Genomic DNA, 24956 nt, shown 5'->3' with positions numbered 1-24956 from the left:
TCACTGCCCCTCCCGTCCTCGCCACGCGGACAACACCGCGTCGACGTCTTCCTCCAGCCGCCCGGCGAGTTCGCCTTCCGGACGGATCGACCAGTCGAGCGCCGTCCCGTTGACCACCGCGAGCAACGTCCGGGCCGCGCGCCGGGACGCTGGAGCGTGCGGCAGTTCCGGGGCGGCGGCTTCAACCAAAAGGCGTAGTTCGTCCTCCACCGCGGCGTAGTGCTCGCCGAGCAACGCACGCAGCGCGGGATCGCCGATGTCGACGCCGAGCTGGCCGAGGTGGTTTGCCGCGGTCTCGGCGTCCCCGAGCCCGGCGTACGTCTGCACCAGCGCTGCCCGCAGCCCCGCGACGCCGCCGTCCGCCACCTCGGCGTACTCGCGCATCCGGGTGACCGTCTCGCGGGTCGAGTGTCGGCTCACCGCCTGCAAGAGGCCCGTTTTCGAGCCGTAACGCTGACTGAAGATGCCGACCGCGACCCCGGCTTCGGCGGCCACCTGGGCGAGCGTGAAACCGGGACCGACACGTCCGATGACGGTCGCCGTCGCGGCCAGCAGCCGTTCGCCGGTGATGCTCCGCGGTCGCGCCATGCCATTAGTGAACCACAGTTCATTAACCTGCGCGCAAGAACCCCGGGGGTCGAGTTCAGGGTTGACTCAGGGTCATCACCGATCGCGCCAGTGCCCGGGAGCGAGCAAGGTACTACTCAGGTCGGGTGACAGGTTCGATCCTCAGGATGACGCGCCGAGAGCCCGCGATCAGCCACGATGGGTCCCGTCAAACAGCTGAGGGTGAAGCGGCGAGACATCGTCACGCTGCACCACGCACGTCACGACGCACCAGCCGCTTCAGAGGGAGCAGACATGATCGAGGCAACGAGCCTCACCAAACGCTACGGCGCCACGCTGGCTGTGAACAACCTTTCGTTCAGCGTGGCGGCAGGCAAGGTGACCGGGTTCCTCGGCCCGAACGGGGCGGGCAAGTCGACCACCATGCGGATGATCCTCGGCCTGGACAACCCGACCTCGGGCCAGGTGCTGATCGGCGGCAAGCGGTACCACGAGCTCAAGGAGCCGCTGCGCACCGTCGGCGCGCTGCTCGACGCGAAGTGGGTGCACCCCAACCGGTCGGCGCGGGCGCACCTGAGCTGGATGGCCAGGTCGAACCGGATCCCGGCCTCGCGCGTGGACGAGGTACTCGACGTCGTCGGGCTGACCAGCGTCGCGGGCAAGCGGGCGGGCGGGTTCTCGCTCGGCATGTCGCAGCGGCTGGGGATCGCCGCGGCACTGCTCGGCGACCCGGAGGTGCTGCTGTTCGACGAGCCGGTGAACGGCCTCGACCCCGAGGGCATCCTGTGGATCCGGCAGTTCATGCACCGGCTGGCCGACGAGGGCCGCACGGTGTTCGTGTCCTCGCACCTGCTTTCCGAGATGGCGCTGACCGCGAGCCAGCTGGTGGTGATCGGCAAGGGGCAGCTGATCTCCCAGTCGTCCACAGAGGACTTCGTGGCGCGGGCGGCGGAGAACACCGTCAAGGTCCGCTCGCCGCAGCTGGACCGGCTGCGTGACGTGCTGCTGAAGGCCAGCGCGCAGGTGACCGCCGAGAACGGCGCGATCCTGGTGTCCGGAATGGACAGTGACAAGATCGGCGAGATCGCCGCGGCCAACCAGTTCGTGCTGCACGAGCTGAGCCCGCAGACCGGCTCGCTGGAGCAGGCGTTCATGCAGATCACCGGCGACGCCGTGGAGTACCACACCGGTCTCGACGCCGAGGCACAGCACGTACTCGACCCGGCCGCCCACTGACTTCCCGAGGAAACCGAAGATCATGACTCTGCTCGCGGTAGAACGCATCAAGCTCTTCACCACCCGCTCGCCGTGGTGGTGCGCACTCATCACCCTCGGACTCGTCGTCGGCCTCGCCGGGATGTTCGCCGCCGCGGCGCCCGACGGCGTCTCGATGGACGTGCAGACCACCCAGATCGGCTACCAGTTCGGGGCCGCGGTGATCATGGTGCTCGCGGCGCTCTCGGTGACCACCGAGTACCGCTTCGGCACCATCCGGACGACCTTCCAGGCGGTGCCGCACCGCGGCTCGGCGCTGGTGGCCAAGACGGCCGTCGTGGCGCTGCTCTCGCTCGTCATCGGCGAGATCGCCGGGTTCGGCGCCTGGGGCATCGCGAAGCTGATCCGCCCGCAGGACAACCTCGCGCTGAGCACCACCGCGGACTGGATCAACGTCGCGGGCGTCGGCGTGCTGTTCGCCTTTGCCTCAGTGATCGCGGTCGCGGTCGGCATCCTGATCCGGCACAGCGCCGGCGCCATCGCCCTGCTGCTGATCTACAGCCTGGCCGCGGAGAACCTGATCCAGCTCATCCCGAAGGCCGGGCCGAAGATCCACCAGTGGATGCCGTTCAACGTCGCGGACAAGTTCCTCCGCGGTGGCGGGAACCTCGAACAGGGCAGGCCGCTTTCGGACGCGCCGCTGAGCCCGGGCTGGGCGCTGGCCTACTTCGCCGGATTCTCGATCGTGCTGCTGGCCATCGCGATCGGCGTCGCCAAGAAACGCGACGCGTAACGAAAAGACCCACCACAGGGAAAGATCCGGACCGGAATACGGCGGGGGCCGCACCGGCTGGACAGGGGAAATAAGGGGAAGAGTAGATCCGGGTCACCAATCGGGGGGTGACCCGGATCTCTCCATTTCCGCGTAAAGTCGTCCTCGTCCAAAACAAGGGAGGGGGAGGCTTCGGTGATCGAAGCGAGAGGGCTGACCAAGGCCTACGGCGCCACGGTGGCGGTGAACGAGCTGACGTTCACCGCGCGGGCCGGACGCGTCACCGGTTTTCTCGGGCCGAACGGCGCCGGGAAGTCGACGACCATGCGGATGGTGCTCGGCCTCGACGCCCCGGACGCGGGGGACGTCCTCATCGACGGCGAGCGGTACCGGCAGCTGAGCGATCCACTGAGGACTGTCGGCGCGATGCTGGACGCCACGTGGCGGCATCCCGGCCGCTCGGCCCGGGCGCACCTCCGCTGGCTCGCGGCGACCAACGGCATCCCGGACCAGCGGGTCGACGAGGTGCTCGCGCTGGTCGGGCTCGAAAGCGTGGCGAAGAAGCGGGCCGGGCAGTTTTCCCTCGGTATGCTCCAGCGCCTCGGAATCGCCACGGCACTGCTCGGCGATCCCCGGGTGCTGCTGTTCGACGAGCCGGTGAACGGGCTGGACCCCGAAGGCATCGTCTGGATCCGCCAGTTGATGCACGCGCTGGCCGCCGAAGGGCGGACCGTGTTCGTCTCCAGTCACTTGCTGCCGGAAATGGCGCAGACCGCGCAAGATCTTGTCGTGATCGGCCGGGGCAGGCTGATCTACCAGGGCACGATGGAGGATTTCGTCGCGCGCACGAGTGAGCACGGCGTCCGCGTCCGGACCCCGCACGCCGAAGCCCTGCGCACCGCGCTGAGCGAACGCGGCACCACGTTCACCGAGCACGACGGCGCGCTCGTGGTGTCCGGAATAGACAGTGACGCGCTCGGCGAGCTCGCGTTCACCGCGGGCGCGACGCTGCACGAGCTGAGCCCGATCACCGGATCGCTCGAACGCGCGTATATGGAGCTGACGCAGGAAGCCGCCGAATTCACGATGCACGGGCAGGAGGCCGCGCGATGAACGTGTTGCGTGCCGAGCGGATCAAGCTCTTCAGCACCCGCGCGCCGTGGTGGTGCACCGCGCTCGCGATCGTCGCGCCACTGGCGTTCACCGCGATCTTCATGGGGCTCGCCGGGCGGGAATTCCAGATCAACGTGGGCAACACGCAGGCGGCGTCGGCTCAGGGCCGGACGGTGGTGCTGGTGCTCGCGGTGCTGGCGGCGACCTCGGAGATCAACTGGGGCACGCTGCGGCTGACGTTCCAGGCGGTGCCTTCGCGCGTGCCCGCGCTACTGGCGAAGGTGACCGTGGTCGGCGCGTTGTGCACGTGCATCGGCCTGGTCGTCGGCTTCGGCTCGTGGGCCATTTCCCTGATGCTGCAACCGAACGCGGATCTCGCGCTGCACACCGGCGCGGACTGGCGTTCGGTACTCGGGCAGTGCTTGACGTTCCTGCTGACCGGGATTCTCGGCGTCGGTGTCGGATTGCTGTTGCGCAGCACCGCTCTCGCGCTGACCTTGGTGCTCGTCTGGACGCAGCTGCTCGAAGGCCTGGTGATGCTCATTCCCCGGGTGGGCAAGGACATCTACCAGTGGATGCCGTTCTACGCGGCCGACCAGTTCGCCGGCGGAAATCTGCTGCGGACGACGTTGCAGCTCTCGCCGCCGATGGGCCCGTGGGGATATCTGGGTTATTTCGCGGCGATCAGTGTCGTCGTGTTCGCCGCGGGCGTCGCGGTGACCCAGCGCCGGGACGCCTGAACCTCGACCACCGGGAGTGACCGCCGATCGTATACCGCAGGCAAAGGAGTTAAGACCATATTAAGAGCCTGTGGCTTCCCTCACAGGAAGCGGACATAATGCCGTGACCAGGAAATATTCGTAGAGAACAAACCGGAACCCGTCTCAGCTCCCGTGGAGGTGATCCTTGGCGGTGGACACCGGTCAGGATGTAGGCAGCACGATTCCCCGCGCCCGCACGGAAATGGCGGCACCACGGCTGGAACCGATGCTCGATCTCGAGTGGTCGCAGGCCATCGAGCTCCCGCGGACGGCGGCGTCCGCGACGGGCCCCGGCGAGCTACGGCGCGCGTGGGTGCATCGCGCCCCGGAAGATCGAGTGGTGACGTTGTTCCGCAAGGCGGGCGGCATGCATGGCCCGGTACCCGCGCCGTGGTGGTTACGCGCGGTCGCGGACGGGAAGCTGGAATCGCGGGAACTCGGTTTCCGCATCGAAGATCGGATAGCGCAGTTGCTCGGCAGGCGGCCGGGCTGGGAATTCGTCCCGTGGGCGGCCGACGGCGAATCCGGGTATTGGGAATTCATGCCGTCCGAGCGCGGCAAGTCCGGGCACGCCACCCCCACCACGGTGCTCAACACCGATCGCCACCCCGGCTGGATCGACGTCCTGCCCGCGCACAGCGGCACCACGCCCGAGCCCATCGCGGTCGCCGGGCTGGCCGGTCTGCGCGCCCGGCTCGGGGAGTTCGAAGCCGTCCGGTAGCGCGCCGTAGGGTTGGGCCCGTGGAGAGCATGGAGGCTGGCATGGGTGACAATCGCGAAGCTGCTCATGACAGCCGACCGGGTGCGGGTGTCCCGCAGAACACGGACCAGCCACGACTGCGCAGCGTGGTCAGCTATGTCAAACGCGGCGGCCGGATGACCGTCGGCCAGCAACGAGCCTGGGAAGAACAGTGGCCGTTGCTCGGCCGCACGGTCACCGAGCTGCCGCCGGGGCCGGTCGACTTCGACGCCTGGTTCGGCCGGTCCGCTCCGGTGCTGCTGGAAATCGGGTCCGGCATGGGCGAGACGACGTCGCAGCTGGCCGCCGCCGCACCGGAGCTGAACTACGTCGCCGTCGAGGTGTACGACCCCGGCCTCGGGCAGCTGATGCTGCGTGCGGAGAAGCTCGGCGTGACGAACCTGCGGCTCATGCACGGCGACGCGGTGATCCTGCTGAAAGAGCACGTCGCGCGGGACTCACTGGCCGGGGTACGGCTGTTCTTCCCGGACCCGTGGCCGAAGAAGCGCCACCACAAGCGGCGGATCGTGCAGCCGGACTTCGTCGAGCTGGTGGCCTCGCGGCTCGCGCCGGGCGGCACCTTCCACCTGGCGACCGACTGGGAGCACTACGCGGAGCAGATGATGGAGGTCTGCTCGGCCTCGCCCGCGCTGCGCAACCGGCACGCCGACGAACCGGGCGGCTGGGCGCCCCGGCCGGACTGGCGCCCGGTGACCAAGTTCGAGCAACGGGCCGACGTCGAGGGCCGGATCTCCCACGACCTGATCTTCGAACGCCGCTGAATCTCCGAACGCCGCCGTGGTGGCCACCTGCCACCCTGATGTCCTTTGTGGACTGAACGCGGCCCGGCGAGCCGCCCCACTGAGAGGGTGTCCCCCACCCGCTCCGGGGGGCGACCCCAAGACCATTCTATCGCCGGGGTACGACGAGAACCCCGGATCGCGGTTTTCGGGGCGAAGTTGTCCACAACCGGCGAATCCCTGTGGACAACCCCGTCCTGAGGGGTCGAACGCCTGGTCAGGATGTCCGTGAATGCCACATCGAGGGACTCTCTCGGCAAGGGTGAGGGTGCGGCCTCTCTGGGGACGTTTTCTCGAGATGGTCGGGTGACGTTGGTGGCTGGTGGGGCGACCTTGCGGTGGTGCCGGTGTCGCGAAAGCTCCGTTGGGGACAGTGAGCGTCCCGAACGGCGCGTTCGGGACATGGCCCCTTGGCCCGTTGATCATCGTGACGGGGCCTTCAAGGCGTGCGGGGCAGGTGAACGCCTGTCGCGAAAGCCCCGTTGGGGACGATGAACGTCCCGGACGACCCGTTCGCGACGCCCCGCCCTCTCACGGATCAGCGGCCAAAACCGCCGGGAGAACGCGCTGAAGGGGACCTTCCCCGCACCCCGAGCGAGGAAAGTCCCCTGCAGCTACCCCCGTAACTCGCCCCTCCCCCGAATCGAGGGGCGAGCACGTATCTACTCGTCGGCCAGCGGCTCCGCCTGCACCCGCTTCAGCGCGGGCGTGCAGACCGACGCCCCGAGCAGCGCCACCAGCACCCCGAGTACCACCGGCGCCGCGATCCACGGGCTGAGCACTATCGAGCCCTTGTCGACCAGGCTGAACAACCCGATCCCGACCAGCGTCCCGACCGCCCCGGCACCGATCGTCGCCACCAGCGCGGGCAGCGCGGCCTCCATCCGCAGCGCCTTCGCCAGCACCCGCACCGGCGTTCCCGCCGCGATCAGCGCGCCGAAGGTGCGCCGCCGGTCCATCACGGAGCCCGCGGTCGAGACCGCGGCGCTGCACCCGGCGAGGATCCCGGCGGCGAGCAGGCCGATGACGGTGACCCGGCGCAGGTCGCCGAGCTCCACCTCCTGACGGTGCAGCCGCTGCTCGCGGCTCCAGATCAGCTCGCCACCCGCGGCGCCGACAAGCGCGGTCCGCACGACCTCGCGGTTCGCGTCGGTGGTCGGCGCCACCACGCTGATGTATTTCGGCTTGACCTCGGCAGGCAGCACGGCCGGGTCGATGATGAACGAACCCGTGAGGTCCTTGTCCGCGTTGGTGATCTTGTGGACCGGCGTGTTCGGCGCGAACGCGGCGGCGGACAGCTTCTGTGCGCCGGGGTCGCCGGTGACCTTCCACTGGGCGAGATCGACCGGCGCGTCGCCGTAGATACCCGGAGCACCCTGGCACGAGCCCGCGACGCCGAACCGAGTCAGCTTCGCGGCCTCCGCGCAGGGCATGACCAGCGCGGACCGGGCCTGCCTGCTGCGGCCTTCACCGGACACCAGCGACACGGTCGCCACCGGGAGCGCCCGAGCCGACTGGCCGTACTTCGCCAGCGCCGCGTTGGCCTGGTCGACCGCCTGTGCCGAGTGGGCGCTGTCGGTGTCGAAGTACAGCACCGAGTCCTGGAACGATCGGCCGCCACCAGCCAGTGACTCGAACGTCGGCAGCAGCGTCAGCGCCATCGAACCGGCGAACACCGCCAGCACGATCCCGGCCGAGGACCGGTACGCGCCCTTCGGGTCCTCCCGCAGCCGACGGCCCGCCAGCAGCGCGGCCGGGCGGCGCCAGATCCGCACGAACGTGCCGCCCACCGCGGACGTCACCCACGGCCCGACCACCATCGCGGACCCGACCAGCAGGAACAGCCCGCCCATCACCATGGCCATGCCGTTGGAGTTCTCCTTCGACGTGGAAATCGCGTAGAGGAAGAACAATCCGGCCGCGGGCAGCGCCAGCAGGCGCCACCACTTCAGCGGCTTCGGCGTGTGGTTGCCCGCCGCGAACAACGGCGTCTTCAGCACCCGGCGCAGGCCGAGCACCCCGGCCAGCACCACCAGCACCGGCAGCGCGACGACCAGCGCGGCGGCCAGCCCGACCGGCAGTGCGAAGTCCGCGGTCTGCCAGGTGCCGCCGTCCCACGGCACGAACGTTGCCAGCGCGGCCAGTCCCGGGCTGACGGCGAGGCCGGCCAGCGCGCCGATCGCGGCCGACAACGTGGTCTCGGCGGCGACCATGCCGGTCACCTGGCCGGGGGTGGCCCCCGCCAGCCGGATCGCGGCCAGCCGCCGTTCCCGCCGGGCCGCGGTGAGCCGGGCCGAGGACGCGACGAGCACCAGGCTCGGCACGAGCAGCACGATGATGCCGACCCAGGCCAGCAACGTGAGCAGGCCGTCGACGCTTGCCTTGCCCTGCGGGAACGAGGTCACCGGACGGGCGCTCTCCGGTATGGAGTCCGGCGACTGGCCGGCGAACGCGACCAACTGTTCCGGGTACTTCAGCGCCTCCGGCCCCAGCTCACCGACCACCTTGCCGTAGCGGTCGCCGAGGTGGGCCGAGGTGTCGGCCTGGATGAGCTTGGCCAGCGCGGGCGACACATAGGCCTGACCCGGCCCGGGCAGCCCTGGCAGGCCGGGGGACGGCTTCAGCGCGGCGGCGTCGCCCTTCCCGGTCAGCGCGACGTCGACGCGGGCGATCTCCTGGCCGTTCGCGTAGTCCTTGGAGTCGAGCATGAGCATCGGCACCGCATTGCGCGCCTTGGACGCATCGGAGTCCTCGGATTCCTGCTGAGAACTCGAGGTGTAGTGCCCGTAGTAGTAGCCCTCCTGCCAGATCGCGCGCTGCGCGCGGGCCTGCGTGGCGAAGGGCAGCGCGGCGAGCAGGAGCACCAGCGCGGTCGCGACCGCGACACCGACCGCTGTGAGGATCGCCGAGGTGCGGGTGCGCCGGTCGATACGCAGGACCCGCAGTGCGAGGCGGAGCGAGTTCATGCGATCGCCTCGCTTCGCGAGACAGTGTTGAATCCCTTTTGGCGCATGACATCCATGATTCGCTCGCAAGCGTCGCTCATGCCGCGACCTTCGAAGCGATCAAGCCGTCGCGAATCGCCACGGTGGTAGGCAGCGATTCGGCGAGGTCGCGGTCGTGGGTCACGACGATCACCGCGGCACCCGTTTCGCGGGCCGCGCCGAGCAGCGCGTCCATGGTCTCGCGGCCGGTGCGCGTGTCGAGCGCGCCGGTCGGCTCGTCGGCGAAGATCACCTTCGGCCGGTGGGTCAGCGCCCTCGCGATCGCGACGCGCTGGGCCTGCCCGCCGGACATTTCGCCAGGACGCCGGTTCTCCATGCCCTTCAGGCCGAGGCGCTCGAGCCACACCCGGCCCTCGTCGATGGCTTCCTTGCGGCCCTTCCCGGCCAGCAGCGACGGAAGCGCGACGTTCTCCTCCGCGCTCAGCTCGGAGACGAGCATGCCGGACTGGAAGACGAACCCGAATTCGGTGCGGCGCAGTTCGCTGCGCTTTTTCTCGCCGAGCTGGTCGACCCGCTGGCCCGCCAGGTAGATCTCACCCGAGTCCGCGCGGAGGATTCCGGCGAGCACGTGCAGCAGCGACGTCTTCCCGGAGCCCGACGGGCCGACGATCGCGACCGCGTCGCCCGCCCGGATGTCGATGTCGACCCCGGCCAACGCGTACTGGGCGCCGTAGCGCTTCACCAGCCCACGGCCGGAAAGCACGGGAGCGCCGGTCCACTGTGGATTGTTCGGCTGTCGCGGGTGCACTGTGGTTCTCCTCGTCGTTCACCGTGTTTGACCAACGGCGACGAGCTTCGCCGAAACGGGAATGTGTCCACTTCGGGCAGACGGCCAGTGCTGCGTCACCCGGCATCGGCCGATCGGCCGACCCGGTCCGGGCCACACGGCCAAGGTGCGGGCCCCGCGCCATCCTCTACCGTTTCGCTGTGGCCGCCGAAAACCCCGGATCCTCGTTCTACGCACGCGCCAAGGAGTTCGCGCGACGGCTCGGCGTGCCCGCGATCGTGTTGTTCGGCGCGCTGCTGTTCGACATCCTGTTCCTCGGCAGCGCCGCGATCGACGACGCCGGCCCCAAATGGGTCGACCTGTGGCTGTTCCCCGGCATCTTCGCGATGGCGGGCTGTGTGTGGTGGGCGCGGTCACGCGCCGCCGTCGCCGCGGTCGCCGGTGCGGGCGTGCTGGTGCTGTCGAGCGTGCTGATCCGGTACACCCACGCGCCGACGTACTCGAGCCTGCTGGCGAACCTCTCCATCACCGAGGTGGTGGCCGGGGTCGAGCTGGTCTACTTCGCGGCGCTCAAGACCCGTCTCGGTGTCGCGTTCGCGGTGATCGGGTCGCTCGTCGTGGGTGCGCTGTGTGCCGTCTTCGGCCGTGTTCACACCTACTACCTCGGCGGCAACCAGGTCGTGACCAGCATGTTCGTCGGTTTCGGTCTGTTGGCGGGCGCCACCGTGCTCGGCCTGATCGCCCGGCCACGCAACCTGCCGAAGCCGAAGACACGCTGGCTGGCCGACCACCAGTCGCCGACGGTCCGGCTGGCCGCCGAGACACTGCGCAACCAGTGGCCGTTGGTGGGCATCCTCGCGCCGTTGTTGCTGATCGACTTCATCGCGACCTACAACAACAACTTGCGCCCGCTGCCGATGCTGGTCTGCTCGATCGCCGCCGCGGGCATCGTCCTGATCGCCCCGCGCTTTCCGGGACCCGCCACGGTGGCGTTGGCGGCCGTGTTCTTCCTGACCACGATCGTTTCGCCCTTCGCCGGACGCGGCATCCTCTGGGGCGGTGGGTTGACGCTGCCCGAGGTGGCGGCCGGGATGGGCATGGTCGTGCACCTCGTCCGTCTGGTCCCGGCGAAGCAAGCGTGGCCGAGGATCGGGTTGCTCGCCGCAGTGGTCGCGATCAGCGCCACGTTCGGCGGCGACGCGAAGGGTGGCCGGGTCAGCTCGGAGCTGCTGGGCATGTTGTTCGTCGTCGCGGCGCTGCTGCTCGGCCTCGCGGTGGCCACCGGGCTGTTCCTGCGCTCGCGGGACCGCGAACGCAAGCAGGTCATCAAGTCCGCGGTCACCGACGCGCAGACGTCCGAGCGGATGGCGCTGGCCCGTGAGCTGCACGACGTCGTCGCGCACCACGTCACGGGGATCGTGGTGCAGGCGCAGGCGGCGAAGATGATGGCGGCGAAGGACCCGCAGATCGCGGTCGAGGCGATGGGCCGGATCGAGCACGCCGGGACCGAGGCGCTCGTCGCGATGCGCCGTCTGGTGCGCAGCATGCGCGGGGACGAGCCCGCCGGGTCGAGCGAGTTCAGCGAGCAGGCGACCACCGATCTCGGGGCCGACCTGCGCAAGCTCGTCGAGGGCTCCCAGCACGGTGTCGAGACTTCGACCCACATCGACCTGCCACCGGATCTGCCGCACGAGGTCGGCCGGTCGGCGCTGCGGCTGGTCCAGGAGGCGCTGACGAACATCGGGAAGCACGCGTCGGGCGCGACGGAAGCCCTGGTCGTCGCCGAGGTCGCCGGCGAGGAGCTGCACCTGCAGGTGACCGACAACGGCCAGGAGCCGGACCGCCGTCCGGCCGGGGGATCGGGAGGATACGGTCTGGTCGGTATGCGCGAACGGGTCGCGCTGCTGCACGGCCGCATTTCCGCGGGCAGGGCCCCGGACGGGGGCTGGCGGGTCGAGGCCTGGCTGCCGCTCGCGGAGCAGAGGAACGAGGACGAGTGATCCGGGTACTGATCGCCGACGACCAGGAAATGGTGCGGATGGGGTTCCGCATGATCCTGGACGCGCAGGACGACATCGAGGTGGTCGCCGACGTCGCGGACGGCGTCTCGGCGGTGGCGAAGGCCAGGGAACTACGTCCCGACGTGTGCCTGCTCGATATCCGCATGCCAGGCCTCGACGGGCTCGAGGTCACCCGGCAGCTGGCTGGCCCGGACGTCGCCGATCCGCTGAAAGTCGTCGTGGTCACCACGTTCGACCTCGACGAATATGTGCACACCGCGTTGCGCAACGGCGCCAGCGGCTTCCTGCTGAAGGACGCCGGACCCGCGCTGCTCATCGAGGCAGTGCGCGCGGCGGATCGCGGCGACGCGCTGGTGTCGCCGCAGATCACCGTCCGGCTGCTGAAGCACTTCGATGGCAGCGGCAAGGCGAAACGCGACGTCCCGCCGCCGTCGGAACCACTGACCGCGCGCGAGATGGACGTCGTGAAGGCCGCGGCACGCGGGCTGACGAACACCGAGATCGGCGCCGAGCTGTTCCTTTCGCTGTCCACGGTGAAGACGCATCTGGCGTCGGTGCAGAGCAAGGTCGGCGCGCGCAACCGCGTCGAGATCGCGGCGTGGGCCTGGCGGAGCGGGGTCGTCGACTGACGGGGTGAGCCCGTAAGATCCCGTCATGTCGCGCCGTTTCCACGCTCCCGTCGTCCTGCCCGCCGATCCCTCCTGTTCCCTCCTGCGTGACGCGGTCGTAGATGTCGCCGAAGACGGCCGCATCACCTTCTGCGGTCCTCGTGCCGAGGCGCCGGAATGGTCCGGTGCGGTCACCGAGCTGGCCGGGATCCTGCTGCCGGGACTGGTCAACACGCACGCGCACAGCCCGATGACGTTGCTGCGCGGGATGGGCGGCGACCTGCCGCTCTTGCGCTGGCTGCGCGAGATCATCTGGCCTGCTGAGGCGAAGCTGCGACCGGAGGACATCCGCGCCGGGATGCTGCTCGGCTCGCTGGAGATGCTGCGGCACGGTGTGACAACCAGCGCCGAAATGTACTTCGAGGGCGAACAACTCGCCGACGCCGTGCTCACCACCGGCGGGCGCGTGCTCATCGCGCCGCCGGTGATGGACCTGCCTACGTTGGGGCTGACCTGGCGTTCGTCGCTCGACGCGATCGAGAAGTGGATCGACACCGATGGGCTGCGCTTCGGCCCCGGTGACCGCGTCGAGCTGGGCTACGGGCCGCATTCGGCGTACATGCTTTCCCCGGAAGGCCTTGCGGCGACAGCGGAATCGGCCGCGGCGCGCGGCGCGCTCGTGCAGATCCACGTCGCCGAGGCGGCGCTGGAGGACACCGCGCAGCGCGAGGAATTCGGCTCGGTGCCGAAGCTGCTGGAGCAGGTCGGCCTGCTCCAGGGCCGGATGATCGCGGCGCACGCGATCCACCTGTCCGACGAGGACATCGAGTTGTTCGCCAAGTACCGGGTCGGGGTGGGGCACTGCCCCGGCTCCAACGCGAAGCTCGCCTCCGGGATCGCGCGGATCGCGGAGTTGCGTGCAGCCGGCGTCGACGTCGGGATCGGCACCGACGGCCCGGCCAGCAACGACGACATCGACCTCTGGGAAGAGATCCGGCTGACCGCGATGTTCGCCCGCCTGGCGACCGGCGATTCGACCGTGCTCACCGCGGCCGACGTCTTCATGCTCGCCACCCGCGGCGGGGCCGCGGCACTGAGCCGCCCGGACATCGGCGCGCTGGAGCCGGGCCGCTGGGCCGACATGGTGCACGTCGACGTGGACGGTCCGGCGTTCGCCGCCGGCCTCGACGTCCCGGACGAGCACCTGCTGTCGAACCTGGTGTGGGCCGCGGGATCGCGGCACGTGCGGGACGTGTGGGTCGCGGGCGAACAGGTCGTCGCGGACGGTGAATCGACGCGGGTGGAGCGGGCCAAGGTCCAGGCTGCGGCCGGCGAGGCCGCGGCCAGGCTGCGCTAGCGGTTCGCCGCGCGCTAGCGGTTTGCCCGCGGGCGCAGTACGACTTCGGTGAGGTGTGCCTCGGGGCTCGCGGTCACCGCCGTGCGAACGGCGGCGGCCACGGACTCGGGACGCAGGTAGCGGTCGGGGTCGTAGTCGTTGCCCTCGCTCGCGACGAGCGCCTGCTGCATCTCGGTGTCGGTACGCCCCGGGTACACGGACGTCACCCGCAGGGCCTGCTCTTCCTCGCGGAGCGAGTCGGCGAAGGCGCGGACGGCGAACTTGCTGGCGGCATACGGCCCCCAGCCGGGCCGCGCGTTCTGCCCGGCACCGGAGTTGATCACCACGACGTGCCCCTTCGCCGCGCGGAGCGCGGGCAGCAGCCGCCGGGTGAGCTCGACGACGGCGAGGACGTTGACGTCGAAGTTGTCGCGCCAGTCCTGTGCGGTGGAGTCGGCGAGCGTGGCGACCTTGGCGACGCCCGCGGAGTGGACGAGGACGTCGAGTTTGCCGATCTCGGCGGCGGCCTTGTCCAGCGCTTCGGGGTTTGTGAGGTCGACCTGCCACGGCTGTGCGCCGTTCGGGAGTTCGCCGGCGACCTTGGCGAGCGCGCCGGTGTCGCGGCCGCCGAGGAGGAGACGGTGGGTCGGGGCGAGTGCGCGCGCGATCGCCGCGCCGATGCCGCGGGAGGCGCCGGTCACCAGGGCGAGGGGAAGCTCGGTCATGCTCCCCACGGTAAAGCCGGTGATGGACCGGTGTGAGGCCCGGGTGCCGAGGGACGCCCCGGGTGCGTTGGATGCACCGAGGGACGCCCGCGTCGCACCCAGCGCACCCAGGGCGTCCCTCGGTGAGGTCTGACGGTTTCCGATCGCGCGGCGACGGACCCTCGTGCCGTGAGCGACGCGTCCGGGACGCTCACCACCCAGCCCGCCCGCCACCTTGGCCCCCCCCGGATGCCGTGAAGGACTCCTTACCGGCGCTCAGTGCTGGTAAGGACCCCTTCACGGCCCTCTCGAAGCCTTGTCCACAGGCACCCCGCCGTTGTGGACAACTCCGGCCTGAACAGCTCGTTTTCCGGGTTTCGTCGTACCCCGGCGATAGAATGGTCTTGGGGTCGCCCCCCCCGGAGCGGGTGGGGGACACCCCCACGTAGCGAAGGGGTGGGTCAGGGGGTCGGGGCCAGCCGGATGCCGGGGATGAGGCCGAGGTCCAGGGCCAGGTTTTCGCGGTGGGCGGCGTCGATCGTGGTCGGCGGGGTGCAGCCGGTCGCGGGGTCGGCATCGGAGTCGCGGGCCGGGTCGCCGAGGTGCGGCCGGGTCGGCAGGTAGCCGGAGTGGGTGGGCGGCAACGCCTTCACATCGAAGCAGACTTGGTACGTGCCCGGCTTCAGCTTGTCGAAGAGGTACTTCCCATCGGTGCCGGTCGTGGTGGTGGCGACGGTGTCCCCGCCGGCGGATTTCAGCAGCACGCGCACGCCACGGACCCCGGCCTCCCCACGGTCCTGCACGCCGTTGCGGTTCCCGTCCGCCCAGACGTAGTCGCCGATCCGGCCGATCGCGGGCGGCGGAGTGACCACAATGGACGCCGAGGCCGATTTCTCCGGCAGCGTGCCGCCCGGGTAGGCCGCGGCCACCGTGGCGATGCCGACGTGGCCGTTGTCCTGCTCGGTGACATTCGCGTGCTCACACAGGACGTCCCGGCTTTCCCCTGCCGCGAGCGGAAAACCGTCGGTGGGCAGCGCGCACCACGGATCCCGCGCGGTGACGTTCTCCAGCGTCTGCGTGCCCTCGTTGGTGACCGTGATCTTGAACCGCGCGGTGCCGCCCGCGGGGATGGTCGCGATCGGGGCCCATTCGCCCGTCGCCGGGTTCTGCACCTGCAAGCGCACCGAATACGCCGCCAACTGGAGGTAGACGCAGTCCCACATCACCCACGTGTAGTTGGTGGCGGCGAAGAACTTCACCGACGTGGCGGAGTCCGGCGCCACCACCGGCGCGAAGTCCTGGCGTTCGAGCCCGCCCTGGTCGACGTCGCGGCCGACGTCGAGTTTGTGCTCGAGCACCTGCTTGCCGCCGCCGTCGTAGAACCGCAGGCCGGTGGCCAGTGCCCGATCGGGATAGGAAAGATTCGCTTTCAGCGTCCCGGTCCAGTCGGTCAGCGTGTAAGCGCCACCGGGGACGAACTTCTGGTCCTGTTCGGCGCTGCTGACCATGCCGTCCGGAGTCTGGACCAGTGCGAACCTCGCGCCGTCGGCGGGGTACGTGCCGTCGGTGAACAAGCGGGGCTTCTTCACGTCGGGCGTCCGCGGCGGCACGGGCGCGGCCGGAGTGAACAGGTAGCCCTCCGGGGCACCACGCTGAGTGACCTTTTCCACGCTCGGGTTCGCGGCGATCCCGCCGGTGCATCCCGGCGGGACCGGCCCCGGTTCGGTCACCCCCGAAGCGGTGGGGGTGACCGAACCGAGGACGAGGGACACGGCGGCGACCACCACAAAGCCCGCACGTGCCCTGTTCACCGGACGCTCCTGCCTGCCGACAGCTACCAACCGTGGAACACCACGGGGCGAAGTTAGTCGCCGGAGCGCGGCTGCGGCATCGCTGAACAGGGTCGAATGCTCGCCACGCTCGGTTACCGGACGCCGATCTGGCCGACCAGCCCGAACCGGCCCTTCTTCCACACCGACACGATCGCGGGACGCGGCTGCGCCGATCCGCCGTCCGGCCAGTGCGAGGTCGGGTTCGCCGAGCTCGCCGCGTTCTCACCGGGGTGCTGCACCGCGACCAGCACCAGGTGATCGGTCACCACCGGGCCGCAGGTCTCCGCACCGACCGGCACCGAGAGGAACTGCTTGACGTGCCCGCGTTCCGGCCCGTCGACCGGGACCGAGAACAACCCGTCGTTGGCGCCGAGCGCGTTGCCGTCGGTGGCGATCCACAGGTTCCCGTGCCGGTCGAACGCGACGTTGTCCGGGCACGAGATCGGGCTGACCTGGTCCTTGGGGAACCCGCCGAAGTAGGTGTCCGCGGCCGCCGGGTCACCGCAGACGAGCAGCAACCGCCAGGTGAACTTCGTCGACGCGGCGTCGCCGCGCTCCTCCGCCCATTCGAGGATGTGGCCGTTCTTGTTGCCCTTGCGAGGATTCGCCTCGTCCGCGGCGGCCTTGCCCGCCGCGCCGCGGTCGCTGTTGTTGGTGAGCGCCGCGTAGATCCGGCCGTTGACCGGGTTCGGCTCGATGTCCTCCGGACGGTCCATTTTGGTCGCCCCGGCCTTGTCCGCGGCGAGCCGGGTGAACACGTAAACCTCTTCCGCGGTCATACCGTCCACAAAGGACTTGTCGCCACTGGCCAGCGGAATCCACTCGCCAACGCCGTCGAATTCGCCGTCCGACGGGAGCTTGCCGGTGCCGTCGATCTCGCCGGCCGGGCTGTCGCCGGTGAACTTGCCGACGTAGAGCGTGCCGTCGTCGAGCAGCGCGGAGTTGTGCCGCCGCGCGTGTGCGCTGTCTCCCTTTTTGTATTTGCCCTTCGATACGTACTTGTAGATGTACTCGAAACGCTCGTCGTCACCCGAATACACCGCGACGCGGCCATCCGCGGTGATCTTGACGTTCGCCGCCTCGTGCTTGAACCGGCCCAGCGCGGTGTGCTTGACCGGCGTCGAATTCGGGTCGTGCGGGTCGATTTCGACCACCCAGCCGAACCGGTTCGGTTCGTTGGGCTCCTGTGCGACGTCCCAGCGCTTGTCGAACCGTTCCCACTTCCGGGTGCTCGCACCCGTGCCGACCGCGTACCGCTTGAGCCGCGCCGCGGTGGCCGGATCGGTGACCTTGTCCGCGTTGGCGAAGTACTGGTGGAAGTTCTCCTCGCCGGAAAGCACCGTGCCCCAAGGCGTCACGCCACCGGAGCAGTTGTTCTGCGTGCCGCGTACCTTGCGCCCGGTCGGATCCGCCGACGTCTTCAGGAACTTCGAACCCGCTGCGGGGCCGCGCACCTCGAACTCGGTGTCGAGTGTGATGCGGCGGTTGTAGCGGCTCGGAAGCGCCCGCAGGGCACCGAAAACCGGGTCACGGTAGGTCTGCACGACGGACAGGCCGTGCGCTGCCCAGGCGATCTTGACCTGTTCCTCGGTCGGGTTCGCCGGGTCGTACTGGTCGGCCGGGAACAGGTGCACCTCGGTGGTGTACTCATGGTTGACCACCAGCAGGTTGCGGACGCCCAGCGGATCCTGCGGGATCAGCCCGACGAAGTCGTTGTTGTAGCCGAACTGCTTCGCCTGTGCCGCCGCGGTCTGGTTGCGGAAGTCGAACTTCGGCGCGCCCGGCACGACCGCATCGCCCCACCGGATCACGACGCTCTGGCCGTAGCCCTCGGGAATGCTGACCTGGTCGAGCTTGTTCGGCGGAACCGGGTCGAAATCGGTCCCCGGCGCCGGACGGCCGGGCCGCCCCGCCACGTCGGGGCCGGGGGTGGCGGCCGCCGCCGTGCCGGAGAGAGCGGCGAAGCCGCCCGCCGTCGCGGCGAGCACCGCGCCCGCCTTCAACGCACCGCGCCGGGACACCACGTCCTTGACGACGTCACCGAAGTACTCGTTGCCGGAGGGGTTCGGTGCCGGGTGTGCGCAGGCGTTGCCACAGCGGTACTCGCAGGTGATGGGAGAACGTCCGCCGGGATGTACGGGGTACAACGGCAGCGGACGTCCACGCTCGAAGGACACGGGGCCTCCAGGGTCACTCAGTCGGGAACGAGCCGACCGTAAGTGCCCGAAGCCAGCCGATTCGGACAAACAGGTGAACAACGGGTGTATTCCGCCTGTGTGCCCGAACGGTCACGGCTGGTCAGAACTCCTGATCGCCCACCAGCGCCGCCTCCTTCGGCAGCGTGTGCGGGTCAACCTGCCGCGACCGGACCATCAGCAGCCCGCCCGCCACGACACACAGCACCGCGGCGACCACGAACGGCGCGTGTGGTGAGCCGAACCAGTCCGCGACGTGCCCGACCAGGGTGGCCGCGACGGCGCCGCCGAGCCAGCGGCAGAAGTTGTAGCCCGCGCTCGCGACCGGGCGCGGCGCGTCGCTGATCGACATCGCGGTCCCGGTGAACAACGTGTTCAGCAGCCCGGACACCAGGCCCGACAGGATGATCCCGACGACGATGACCGGCTTGCTCGGCACCGCCAGCGCGAGCATCAGCACCGCGTAGCCGAAGACCGCGAGCGCCGCCGCGTGCCGCTCGCCGAGCCGGGCCGCCAGCTTCGGCGCGAACGCGACACCCGCGACCGCGACACAGACGCCCCAGCCGCAGAAGATCAGGCCGACCGCGATGGCACTCCAGCCGAGGACGAACGGCGACCAGGCCAGCACCGCGAAGAACGCCGCGGTGTAGAGCGCCGACGCGATGGACGTGCGCAGCAGTCCGGGGTGACGCAGCGCGCGGAGCGGGTCGAGCAGCTTGATCGGATCCCGCTTCTCGTGTGCGTCGCTACGCAGATAGACGGCGCACAGCACGAGCCCGCAGGCCATCAGGATCGCGGTGCCGACGAACGGGCCGCGCCACGAGATGCTGCCGAGCAGGGCGCCCAGCAGCGGGCCGACCGCCAGGCCGAGGCCGAGCGCGGCCTCGTACAACAGGATCGCGCCCGCTTGCCCGCCGATCGCCGCACCGACGATCACGGACAACGCGGTGGCGATGAAGAAGGCGTTGCCCAGCCCCCACACCGCACGCAGTCCGACGAGCTGTTCGATCGAACCCGCCGCCGCGCACAATGCCGTGGCCAGCACGATCAGCGTCAGCCCGGCGAGCACCGTGCGCTTGGCGCCGAACCGCGCGCTCGCCGCGCCGGTCACCAGCATCGCGATGACCTGCACGCCGAGGTAGGACGAGAACAGCAGCGTCACCTGCGACGGCGTGGCGTTCAGTCCCTTGGCGATGGACAACAGGATCGGGTCGACGAGCCCGATCCCCATGAACGCGATGACCGCGGCGCCCGCGGTGATCCATACCTGCTTGGGCTGGCCCTTGACGGCGTCCAGCAGGCTCGCGTGTCCTTCAGCGCTCATCGGGGATCAGTTCCTCCTTCTTGAATCCGATCGGCTTGGCTTCGACCAATTTGGTGAGGGCGGGCAGCGCGGCCTCGATCGCGGCGCGTTCGGCGTCGGTGAGTTCGATGAGCCGCTCGCGCAGGAACTCCTCCCTGGCGGCCCTCAGCTCCTCGTAGAAGCGCATGCCCTCGTCGGTGACCTCCACGAGCACCGCCCTGCCGTCTGCCGGGTCGGGCGCGCGGCTGACGATTCCCATCCGCTCGAGCCGGCGCACGACGTCGGTCATCGACGGCATCCGCACGCCTTCCAGCTCGGCCAGCGCGCTCATCCGGCGCGGCCCGCCCTCGACCAGCTCACGCATGACCGACCCCTGGGTCAGGGTCAATGTGAGCTGCGGGGTCTGCCGGCGGATGACGTAGTACAGCCGGAAGAACAGGGGGCGGAGCTCATGCGCCAGGTCGGCCACTCGGGAAGTCACTTAGCCATGCTAACAAATTTAGTTAGGGTATCGAAGTAATTCCACTCACAGCTACCCTGCGAGGTATGGACGCGGTGATCTTCGACCTCGACGGCGTACTGGTGGACTCCGAACGGATCTGGGACGAGGTGCGGCGCGCGGTCGTCGCCGAACACGGCGGAACGTGGCGGCCCGAGTCGACCCGGGCACTGCAGGGGATGAGCACGCCGGAATGGGCGCGCTACCTGGTGGAAGAGCTGGGCACGCGGCTCACGCCGGGCGAGGCGGCCACGCTGGTGGTCAAGCGGATGGCCGCGCGCTACGCCGAGGACCCGCCGCTGATCGACGGCGGGGTGGACGTCGTGCGCGCTGTCGCGGACCGGTGGCCGGTGGCGATCGCCAGCTCGTCACCGCCGCTGCTCATCAAGGGCTATCTGGACGTCACCGGCCTGCCGGTCGCGGTCGCGGTGTCCTCGGAACAGGTCGGCGCCGGCAAACCGGCACCGGACGTCTACCTGCGCGCGGCCGAGCTGCTGGACGTCCCGGCGGCGGACTGCGCGGCGGTCGAGGACTCGACGAACGGGCTGAAGTCGGCGATGGCGGCGGGAATGACGGTGTACGCGGTCCCGAACCCGCACTTCCCGCCGGATCCCGAAGTGCTGAAGGAAGCCACCGCCGTGGTCGACGGCATCACCGCACTGCCGGACGCACTAGGCATCGCCTAGACCAAGCAAAGACCCCTCAAATTTAGCTCTGGCACTTTGGTTCCCAAGGCCCTGCTCCTGCCGCAATGAGATCTTTCCAAGCAGGGTCAACCCCACTCGGCGAGGCAAAGGAGCCCACAATTTGTAGTTTCTCAGGCTCGTCAGCGATGACCCAGAACGGGAAGTAGGGCTCGTAGACCGATTTGCCCACCGCCTTGAACCAGATCAATGGCCGCTTGTCAAGCATCGCTTGCCGAAGAGCGCGGTTGACGAACAACTGCGGATCCGTACCGCGATATTTGTATCGAATCAGCCCATCTGCACTATCTTCATTGTCCTCGTAAGGCCGCGCCTTGTTGGGCGGCGTGTAGGTAGTCCTGATCGAGAGCGGCGCCGACAGCCCTGCAGGCTTCCATATGCCCTGCTGATCAGTGAGCTGCATATCCTTTCCTTCAAAGGAAAACCCACGAAGGTCTCGAGCTGCTAGCCGGCGTCCCTTGCTGCGGATCACGTCGGCGAGCCAGACGAATGCTTGCCACCGCAGTCGCGTGTCGTGATCGAAAGAATCGTACTCCGTTGGCAGTAGCAGCCGGTCCAGCTTTGCTGATTCATCTACTTCAGGCATAACACGTTCTGTGACTGCCTTGCTTGGCCGCCGAAGCGGTGATGATCGTGCGTATGCGCGTAAGTTCAACCTCAGAGTTCTTTGAATTTCCTCCGCGGCTTGGGGATCGAAGTACTCAAGAAGTGCATCGATGGCAGAGTGCAGCGTACTTGGCTTGTTCAGCAAACGTCGCACTTCTGCACGAAGATTACCCTGACCACCTTGCTCCCTTAGCCATGCACCGCTGCGTGACGGGCTATTGGCAATGGGCTCACGGTGCCGGTCACGGAGTTCCCACAAAGTGCGTTCGAGATGCACAAATGGCAAGGAGGCCCGGTCACGCCTGGTCGCAGTTCCCTTCCCAAACTCAGCGATTAGCTGCCCCAAGGGTTCTTCCGCATCGTCATAGCTGACCACGACGCGACGCTCATTGACAAATAGGTGGAGCAACCAGAGCACCATGACGGGCTTGTGTAGAGCTCGCTCACCTTGCACGGTCGCCGTGCGAAGGCTGCTGAGCTGGGCCAGAAACTCGCTTTCGTTCACGCCCACCCCTCCGTGTGATCACTGCGACCGAGTGTAACGGCGCGAAGCACGCGTACGCAGCTGTCACACGCTTCGCGTACCGCGCCTGCTGCTCTTTCGAGGCGATGATTCCGACCTGCGGTCACTCAGTGTGTCGACCTGAGTTCTCATCGCGACCCCAGTACGGTCGGGACATGAACGAAACGCCGCCCGCGGCGGCTGAGCTGCTGGACGATGGCTTGTCTAGAGTTGACCTGGCGTCAACCGACCCGGACAGGTTGCGACGTCTTGAAGTGTTGTTGGCCGACGTTGCCGACGTGGCGATTGACGAAGTCACTGCCGTCCAAGCTCGCCAAGCCGGCGACCTGACACGCCAGCTGGGAATTACCAGCTCCGAGGTCAGAGTCGGGCTAGCGGTCGTGATCGTCGACTTGAATTCTCTTCGCGACTCTATTGAGGACATCACTCTCGAGTTACGAGAATTGATTCGCCGAGACGAACTGGACCCGGACCCAGGACTTCCCGAAGCAGGTCTCCTGCTCAGTCATGACCCAACAGGCTGGTCAGCATCGTGGCTTGGCTATACCGTCGCAGTTGCTGAGGAGACTGCCTCAAGACTCGCGGAGTTTTTTGAGATTGAGGCAGAGGAAGTTAGTCCTGCCCGAAGCCCCGAGGACCGGTTGGTTGTCGGTGACCGAATCCGACGAATGTTGCGCTTGTCTGTGCAATCGCGATCAGCGGTGATGCTTGTAGGAGCCCCCGGAACTGGAAAGACGCAGTTGCTCACCGAGCTAGTCACCGACGTGCAGCGCAACCCGAAAGAATTTGGTTTGTCTCGCCTGAGGCACCCCATGGTCGTTACCCCTGACGAATCGTGGACAGCTCGTGAGCTAGTGGGTGGTGAAACTGTCGATAACGAAGGAAAGCTAAAGTTCAGTCCTGGTCATGTCCTGGAGGCCATCCACCGTGACCGCTGGCTGATCTTGGATGAGGCGAACCGTGCAGATCTCGACCGCATTTTCGCGGGACTGTTCACTTGGTTGTCAGGACAATCCGTGGAGGTCGGCCGAATCAACACGGATCCGCAAGCTGGCCAAGTAATCTTGGGGTGGTCGGACACTCGACACAGCAGGGTCATTGGCCATGAGCGACTTCGCGGGGAGGACTCGACGAATGGTCCGGTATACTATCTCGCCGGGACCGATTGGCGCCTACTGGGAACCTACAACGCGGTGGATGCTCAACGTGTTTTCCGGTTCGGTCAGGCTCTCGGTCGCAGGTTCGACCACATCCCTATTCCGACGCCAGACGTGGACGCCTTCTCCGAGGCTTTATCGTCACGACTAAGGAATTCGTCTACAGCAGGAGAACACGAGCACCTAGACACCCTAAGGAGCATTCTCAGGGAGATATATATTGCACACCTTGAGGTCGAGGACTCTATAGGACCTGCAGCACTTCTAGCAATTCCCAAATACGTTTCTGCCGGCTTACGAGACGACGCTGATGTGCCTATTGCTCAGTTGGTCGCTGAGGCGTATCTCGCTGGGGCAGGAACTTGGCTTGGCGGCCTAGGGCCCGATCAACTTGCTCAGCTAGGTGCGCGCTTGAGCCGCGACGACGTCCTAGGTGTCACCGAGTGGAACTGGGTGCAGAGTCAACTGAAGGAACTGCAGTGACGAACGCCGCCCCAGCCTCCGGCAGGACTGCGAGGTTGTCCATCCCTTGGGAGGGGGTCCGCGAGCTCTTTCATAGCTGGTCAGGAAAAGGGGACCTTTTCAGAGGTCTAGCTGCAGTCCCCGACGACGATGGACGCCAGTGGTCGCAGAAACATATTGAGCAGCGCGCTCATCGCGTCTTGTTTCATATGTGCGAGGAGAATTTGGGGCAATTGCCAACTCAGACTCGGGACTGGTTGGCGATCGTCCCCGTGCATTCACAGGTGAGCAAGGCAATAAGCAATGGCCCTCAGGGAAGAATTGATTGGGGCACGACGCGGCGCACCGGATGGCCACCACACAAGTTTGCTACACGATTACGGAGCCGAAGCTCCGATGAAAGTTTGTTGAGCGTACTGAGGTGGACTATTGAAAGACTTCTCACGGTCTACGATGACGCACGTGCAACACAAAGAAACATTGGAAAGGATTTTCAAAAACAACTTAGCACATTGAGAGAATTAGCCGATCGACCTGAACTCGAACAGGTCGCACCAGTCGTGCCCGATCGAGCGATGGTCAAAGGAGTCCAGCGTGCTGGACCGCGATGGCGACCGGTTGCAGGTCTCGCAGATAAGTTAAGCAGGGAAGATTCTGATGACATCGTCGCGTTAGCCAAGGCGCAAATTTGTCCGGACAAAAGACTGAGCGACAAGCTTTTTCATCTCGCAGTATTCGGCGTAGTCCTCTCCGTTGTCCGCAACGAAGGCTGCAAAGCCGTCAGTATACGGCCCATCTTCGGCGGCGCAAAGGGGCCGGCATACAGAATTACAGATGGCCAGCAGTCGTGGGATCTCTGGTTTGAAGCTGCGGATGTCTGGCCAGATTACGGCTACCTAGAACCTTACGTAGCCGCTACTGCAGGCTTGCAGAAGCCGGGAAGAACAAAGAGCGCCGATATCTTCTTGATTGATCGGACACGACGTATCGGTCTTCTGGTTGAATGCAAATACAGCTCCAAGGGTAGCTACATTCGCGAAGGATACGAACAGGCTCTCACTTATCTCACCGAAGCCAAAACTGGCCTGATCGACGCAGGCGCCGCGTTCGTAGTCGCTCCCAGCGAAACGGTACGGACTCTTAGCATCGGGCAAACCCACTCCGGCCCGGTCGCATTCTGCGCTCCCGAAGACCTCAAAGATGCCTTCCGCAGCGCATTTCATACGTTACGGCAGAGCTCACGTTGAGTGTGCACGTCGCGTGAAAGTCCGTGGGGGCCTCCTTGAAGGACCCAGAGTCCTTCAAGG

At 67.6% G+C, this 24956-nt stretch carries 21 protein-coding genes; 12 read left to right on the top strand and 9 right to left on the bottom strand.

The window, feature by feature from the left end; genetic code table 11:
• Positions 1-588, bottom strand: coding sequence for a TetR/AcrR family transcriptional regulator (locus ACFWX1_RS03340; protein WP_378383320.1), 588 nt, complete (start codon positions 586-588; stop codon positions 1-3).
• 273 nt (positions 589-861) lie between these two features.
• On the opposite strand from ACFWX1_RS03340, the gene ACFWX1_RS03335 reads away from it, so the two are divergent.
• From ACFWX1_RS03335 to trmB, 6 genes are all read left to right on the top strand, one after another.
• Positions 862-1803: an ABC transporter ATP-binding protein gene (locus ACFWX1_RS03335; protein ID WP_378383318.1), complete on the top strand. Its 942-nt coding sequence runs from the start codon at positions 862-864 to the stop codon at positions 1801-1803.
• A gap of 22 nt (positions 1804-1825) precedes the next feature.
• Positions 1826-2575: an ABC transporter permease gene (locus ACFWX1_RS03330; RefSeq protein WP_378383316.1), complete on the top strand. Its 750-nt coding sequence runs from the start codon at positions 1826-1828 to the stop codon at positions 2573-2575.
• A gap of 174 nt (positions 2576-2749) precedes the next feature.
• Positions 2750-3667 carry an ABC transporter ATP-binding protein gene (locus ACFWX1_RS03325; protein ID WP_378383314.1) on the top strand — a complete coding sequence of 306 codons (918 nt, stop codon included), beginning with the start codon at positions 2750-2752 and terminating at the stop codon, positions 3665-3667.
• Complete coding sequence (locus tag ACFWX1_RS03320; RefSeq protein ID WP_378383312.1) at positions 3664-4407, top strand: hypothetical protein; 744 nt, start codon at positions 3664-3666, stop codon at positions 4405-4407. The genes ACFWX1_RS03325 and ACFWX1_RS03320 overlap by 4 nt, the downstream gene beginning before the upstream one ends.
• 223 nt (positions 4408-4630) lie before the next feature.
• Positions 4631-5149 (top strand): hypothetical protein, encoded by a 519-nt coding sequence (locus ACFWX1_RS03315; RefSeq protein WP_378383483.1) that lies wholly within the window; start codon positions 4631-4633, stop codon positions 5147-5149.
• A gap of 155 nt (positions 5150-5304) precedes the next feature.
• Positions 5305-5949, top strand: coding sequence for a tRNA (guanosine(46)-N7)-methyltransferase TrmB (trmB, locus tag ACFWX1_RS03310; RefSeq protein ID WP_378383481.1), 645 nt, complete (start codon positions 5305-5307; stop codon positions 5947-5949).
• A gap of 680 nt (positions 5950-6629) precedes the next feature.
• Here the strand turns inward: trmB and ACFWX1_RS03305 are convergent.
• Positions 6630-8933: an FtsX-like permease family protein gene (locus tag ACFWX1_RS03305; RefSeq protein WP_378383310.1), complete on the bottom strand. Its 2304-nt coding sequence runs from the start codon at positions 8931-8933 to the stop codon at positions 6630-6632.
• Between the two features lie 76 nt (positions 8934-9009).
• Entirely contained in the window at positions 9010-9675 is a 666-nt protein-coding gene (locus ACFWX1_RS03300) for an ABC transporter ATP-binding protein (RefSeq protein ID WP_378383479.1), read from the bottom strand.
• A 224-nt stretch (positions 9676-9899) separates the two neighbouring features.
• Between ACFWX1_RS03300 and ACFWX1_RS03295 the strand changes: the two genes are divergently transcribed.
• Genes ACFWX1_RS03295 through ACFWX1_RS03285 form a run of 3 tightly spaced genes read left to right on the top strand, consistent with a single transcriptional unit; the run spans position 9900 to position 13685 of the window.
• Positions 9900-11699 (top strand): sensor histidine kinase, encoded by a 1800-nt coding sequence (locus ACFWX1_RS03295; protein WP_378383308.1) that lies wholly within the window; start codon positions 9900-9902, stop codon positions 11697-11699.
• On the top strand, positions 11696-12349 hold the full coding sequence (locus ACFWX1_RS03290) for a response regulator (RefSeq protein ID WP_378383306.1): 654 nt from the start codon (positions 11696-11698) through the stop codon (positions 12347-12349). Before ACFWX1_RS03295 ends, ACFWX1_RS03290 begins: the two co-directional genes overlap by 4 nt.
• A gap of 25 nt (positions 12350-12374) precedes the next feature.
• The gene (locus ACFWX1_RS03285; RefSeq protein WP_378383304.1) at positions 12375-13685 is read left to right on the top strand and encodes an amidohydrolase family protein; all 1311 of its coding nucleotides are present in this window, start codon (positions 12375-12377) and stop codon (positions 13683-13685) included.
• 14 nt (positions 13686-13699) lie between these two features.
• Here ACFWX1_RS03285 and ACFWX1_RS03280 read toward each other — a convergent pair whose 3' ends face one another.
• The 5 genes from ACFWX1_RS03280 to ACFWX1_RS03260 all read right to left on the bottom strand — a co-directional run bounded on the left by ACFWX1_RS03280 (position 13700) and on the right by ACFWX1_RS03260 (position 20179).
• Positions 13700-14389, bottom strand: coding sequence for an SDR family oxidoreductase (locus tag ACFWX1_RS03280; RefSeq protein ID WP_378383302.1), 690 nt, complete (start codon positions 14387-14389; stop codon positions 13700-13702).
• Between the two features lie 440 nt (positions 14390-14829).
• Positions 14830-16179, bottom strand: coding sequence for an SdrD B-like domain-containing protein (locus tag ACFWX1_RS03275; RefSeq protein ID WP_378383300.1), 1350 nt, complete (start codon positions 16177-16179; stop codon positions 14830-14832).
• Positions 16180-16292: 113 nt separating this feature from the next.
• Positions 16293-18377 (bottom strand): PhoX family protein, encoded by a 2085-nt coding sequence (locus ACFWX1_RS03270; protein ID WP_378383299.1) that lies wholly within the window; start codon positions 18375-18377, stop codon positions 16293-16295.
• Positions 18378-18498: 121 nt separating this feature from the next.
• On the bottom strand, positions 18499-19719 hold the full coding sequence (locus ACFWX1_RS03265) for an MFS transporter (protein ID WP_378383297.1): 1221 nt from the start codon (positions 19717-19719) through the stop codon (positions 18499-18501).
• The gene (locus ACFWX1_RS03260; RefSeq protein WP_378383295.1) at positions 19709-20179 is read right to left on the bottom strand and encodes a MarR family winged helix-turn-helix transcriptional regulator; all 471 of its coding nucleotides are present in this window, start codon (positions 20177-20179) and stop codon (positions 19709-19711) included. Before ACFWX1_RS03260 ends, ACFWX1_RS03265 begins: the two co-directional genes overlap by 11 nt.
• Positions 20180-20244: 65 nt before the next feature.
• On the opposite strand from ACFWX1_RS03260, the gene ACFWX1_RS03255 reads away from it, so the two are divergent.
• Positions 20245-20883, top strand: a complete 639-nt coding sequence (locus ACFWX1_RS03255; RefSeq protein ID WP_378383293.1) for an HAD family hydrolase — start codon at positions 20245-20247, stop codon at positions 20881-20883.
• Between the two features lie 22 nt (positions 20884-20905).
• Here the strand turns inward: ACFWX1_RS03255 and ACFWX1_RS03250 are convergent, their stop codons facing one another.
• A complete protein-coding gene (locus tag ACFWX1_RS03250; protein ID WP_378383291.1) occupies positions 20906-22012 on the bottom strand; it encodes a hypothetical protein in 1107 nt (368 codons plus the stop codon).
• A gap of 173 nt (positions 22013-22185) precedes the next feature.
• Here ACFWX1_RS03250 and ACFWX1_RS03245 point away from each other — a divergent pair, with 173 nt between their 5' ends.
• Together ACFWX1_RS03245 and ACFWX1_RS03240 are read left to right on the top strand one after the other, a co-directional pair.
• Positions 22186-23670, top strand: coding sequence for an AAA family ATPase (locus tag ACFWX1_RS03245; RefSeq protein ID WP_378383289.1), 1485 nt, complete (start codon positions 22186-22188; stop codon positions 23668-23670).
• Positions 23671-24056: 386 nt separating this feature from the next.
• Positions 24057-24896 (top strand): hypothetical protein, encoded by an 840-nt coding sequence (locus tag ACFWX1_RS03240; RefSeq protein WP_378383287.1) that lies wholly within the window; start codon positions 24057-24059, stop codon positions 24894-24896.
• Positions 24897-24956: the final 60 nt, after the last annotated feature.

Source organism: Amycolatopsis sp. NPDC059021 (assembly GCF_042739895.1).
Taxonomy (GTDB): domain Bacteria; phylum Actinomycetota; class Actinomycetes; order Mycobacteriales; family Pseudonocardiaceae; genus Amycolatopsis.
Note: the sequence above shows the minus strand (reverse complement) of the source record. Positions and strands in the feature narration are given on the sequence as shown.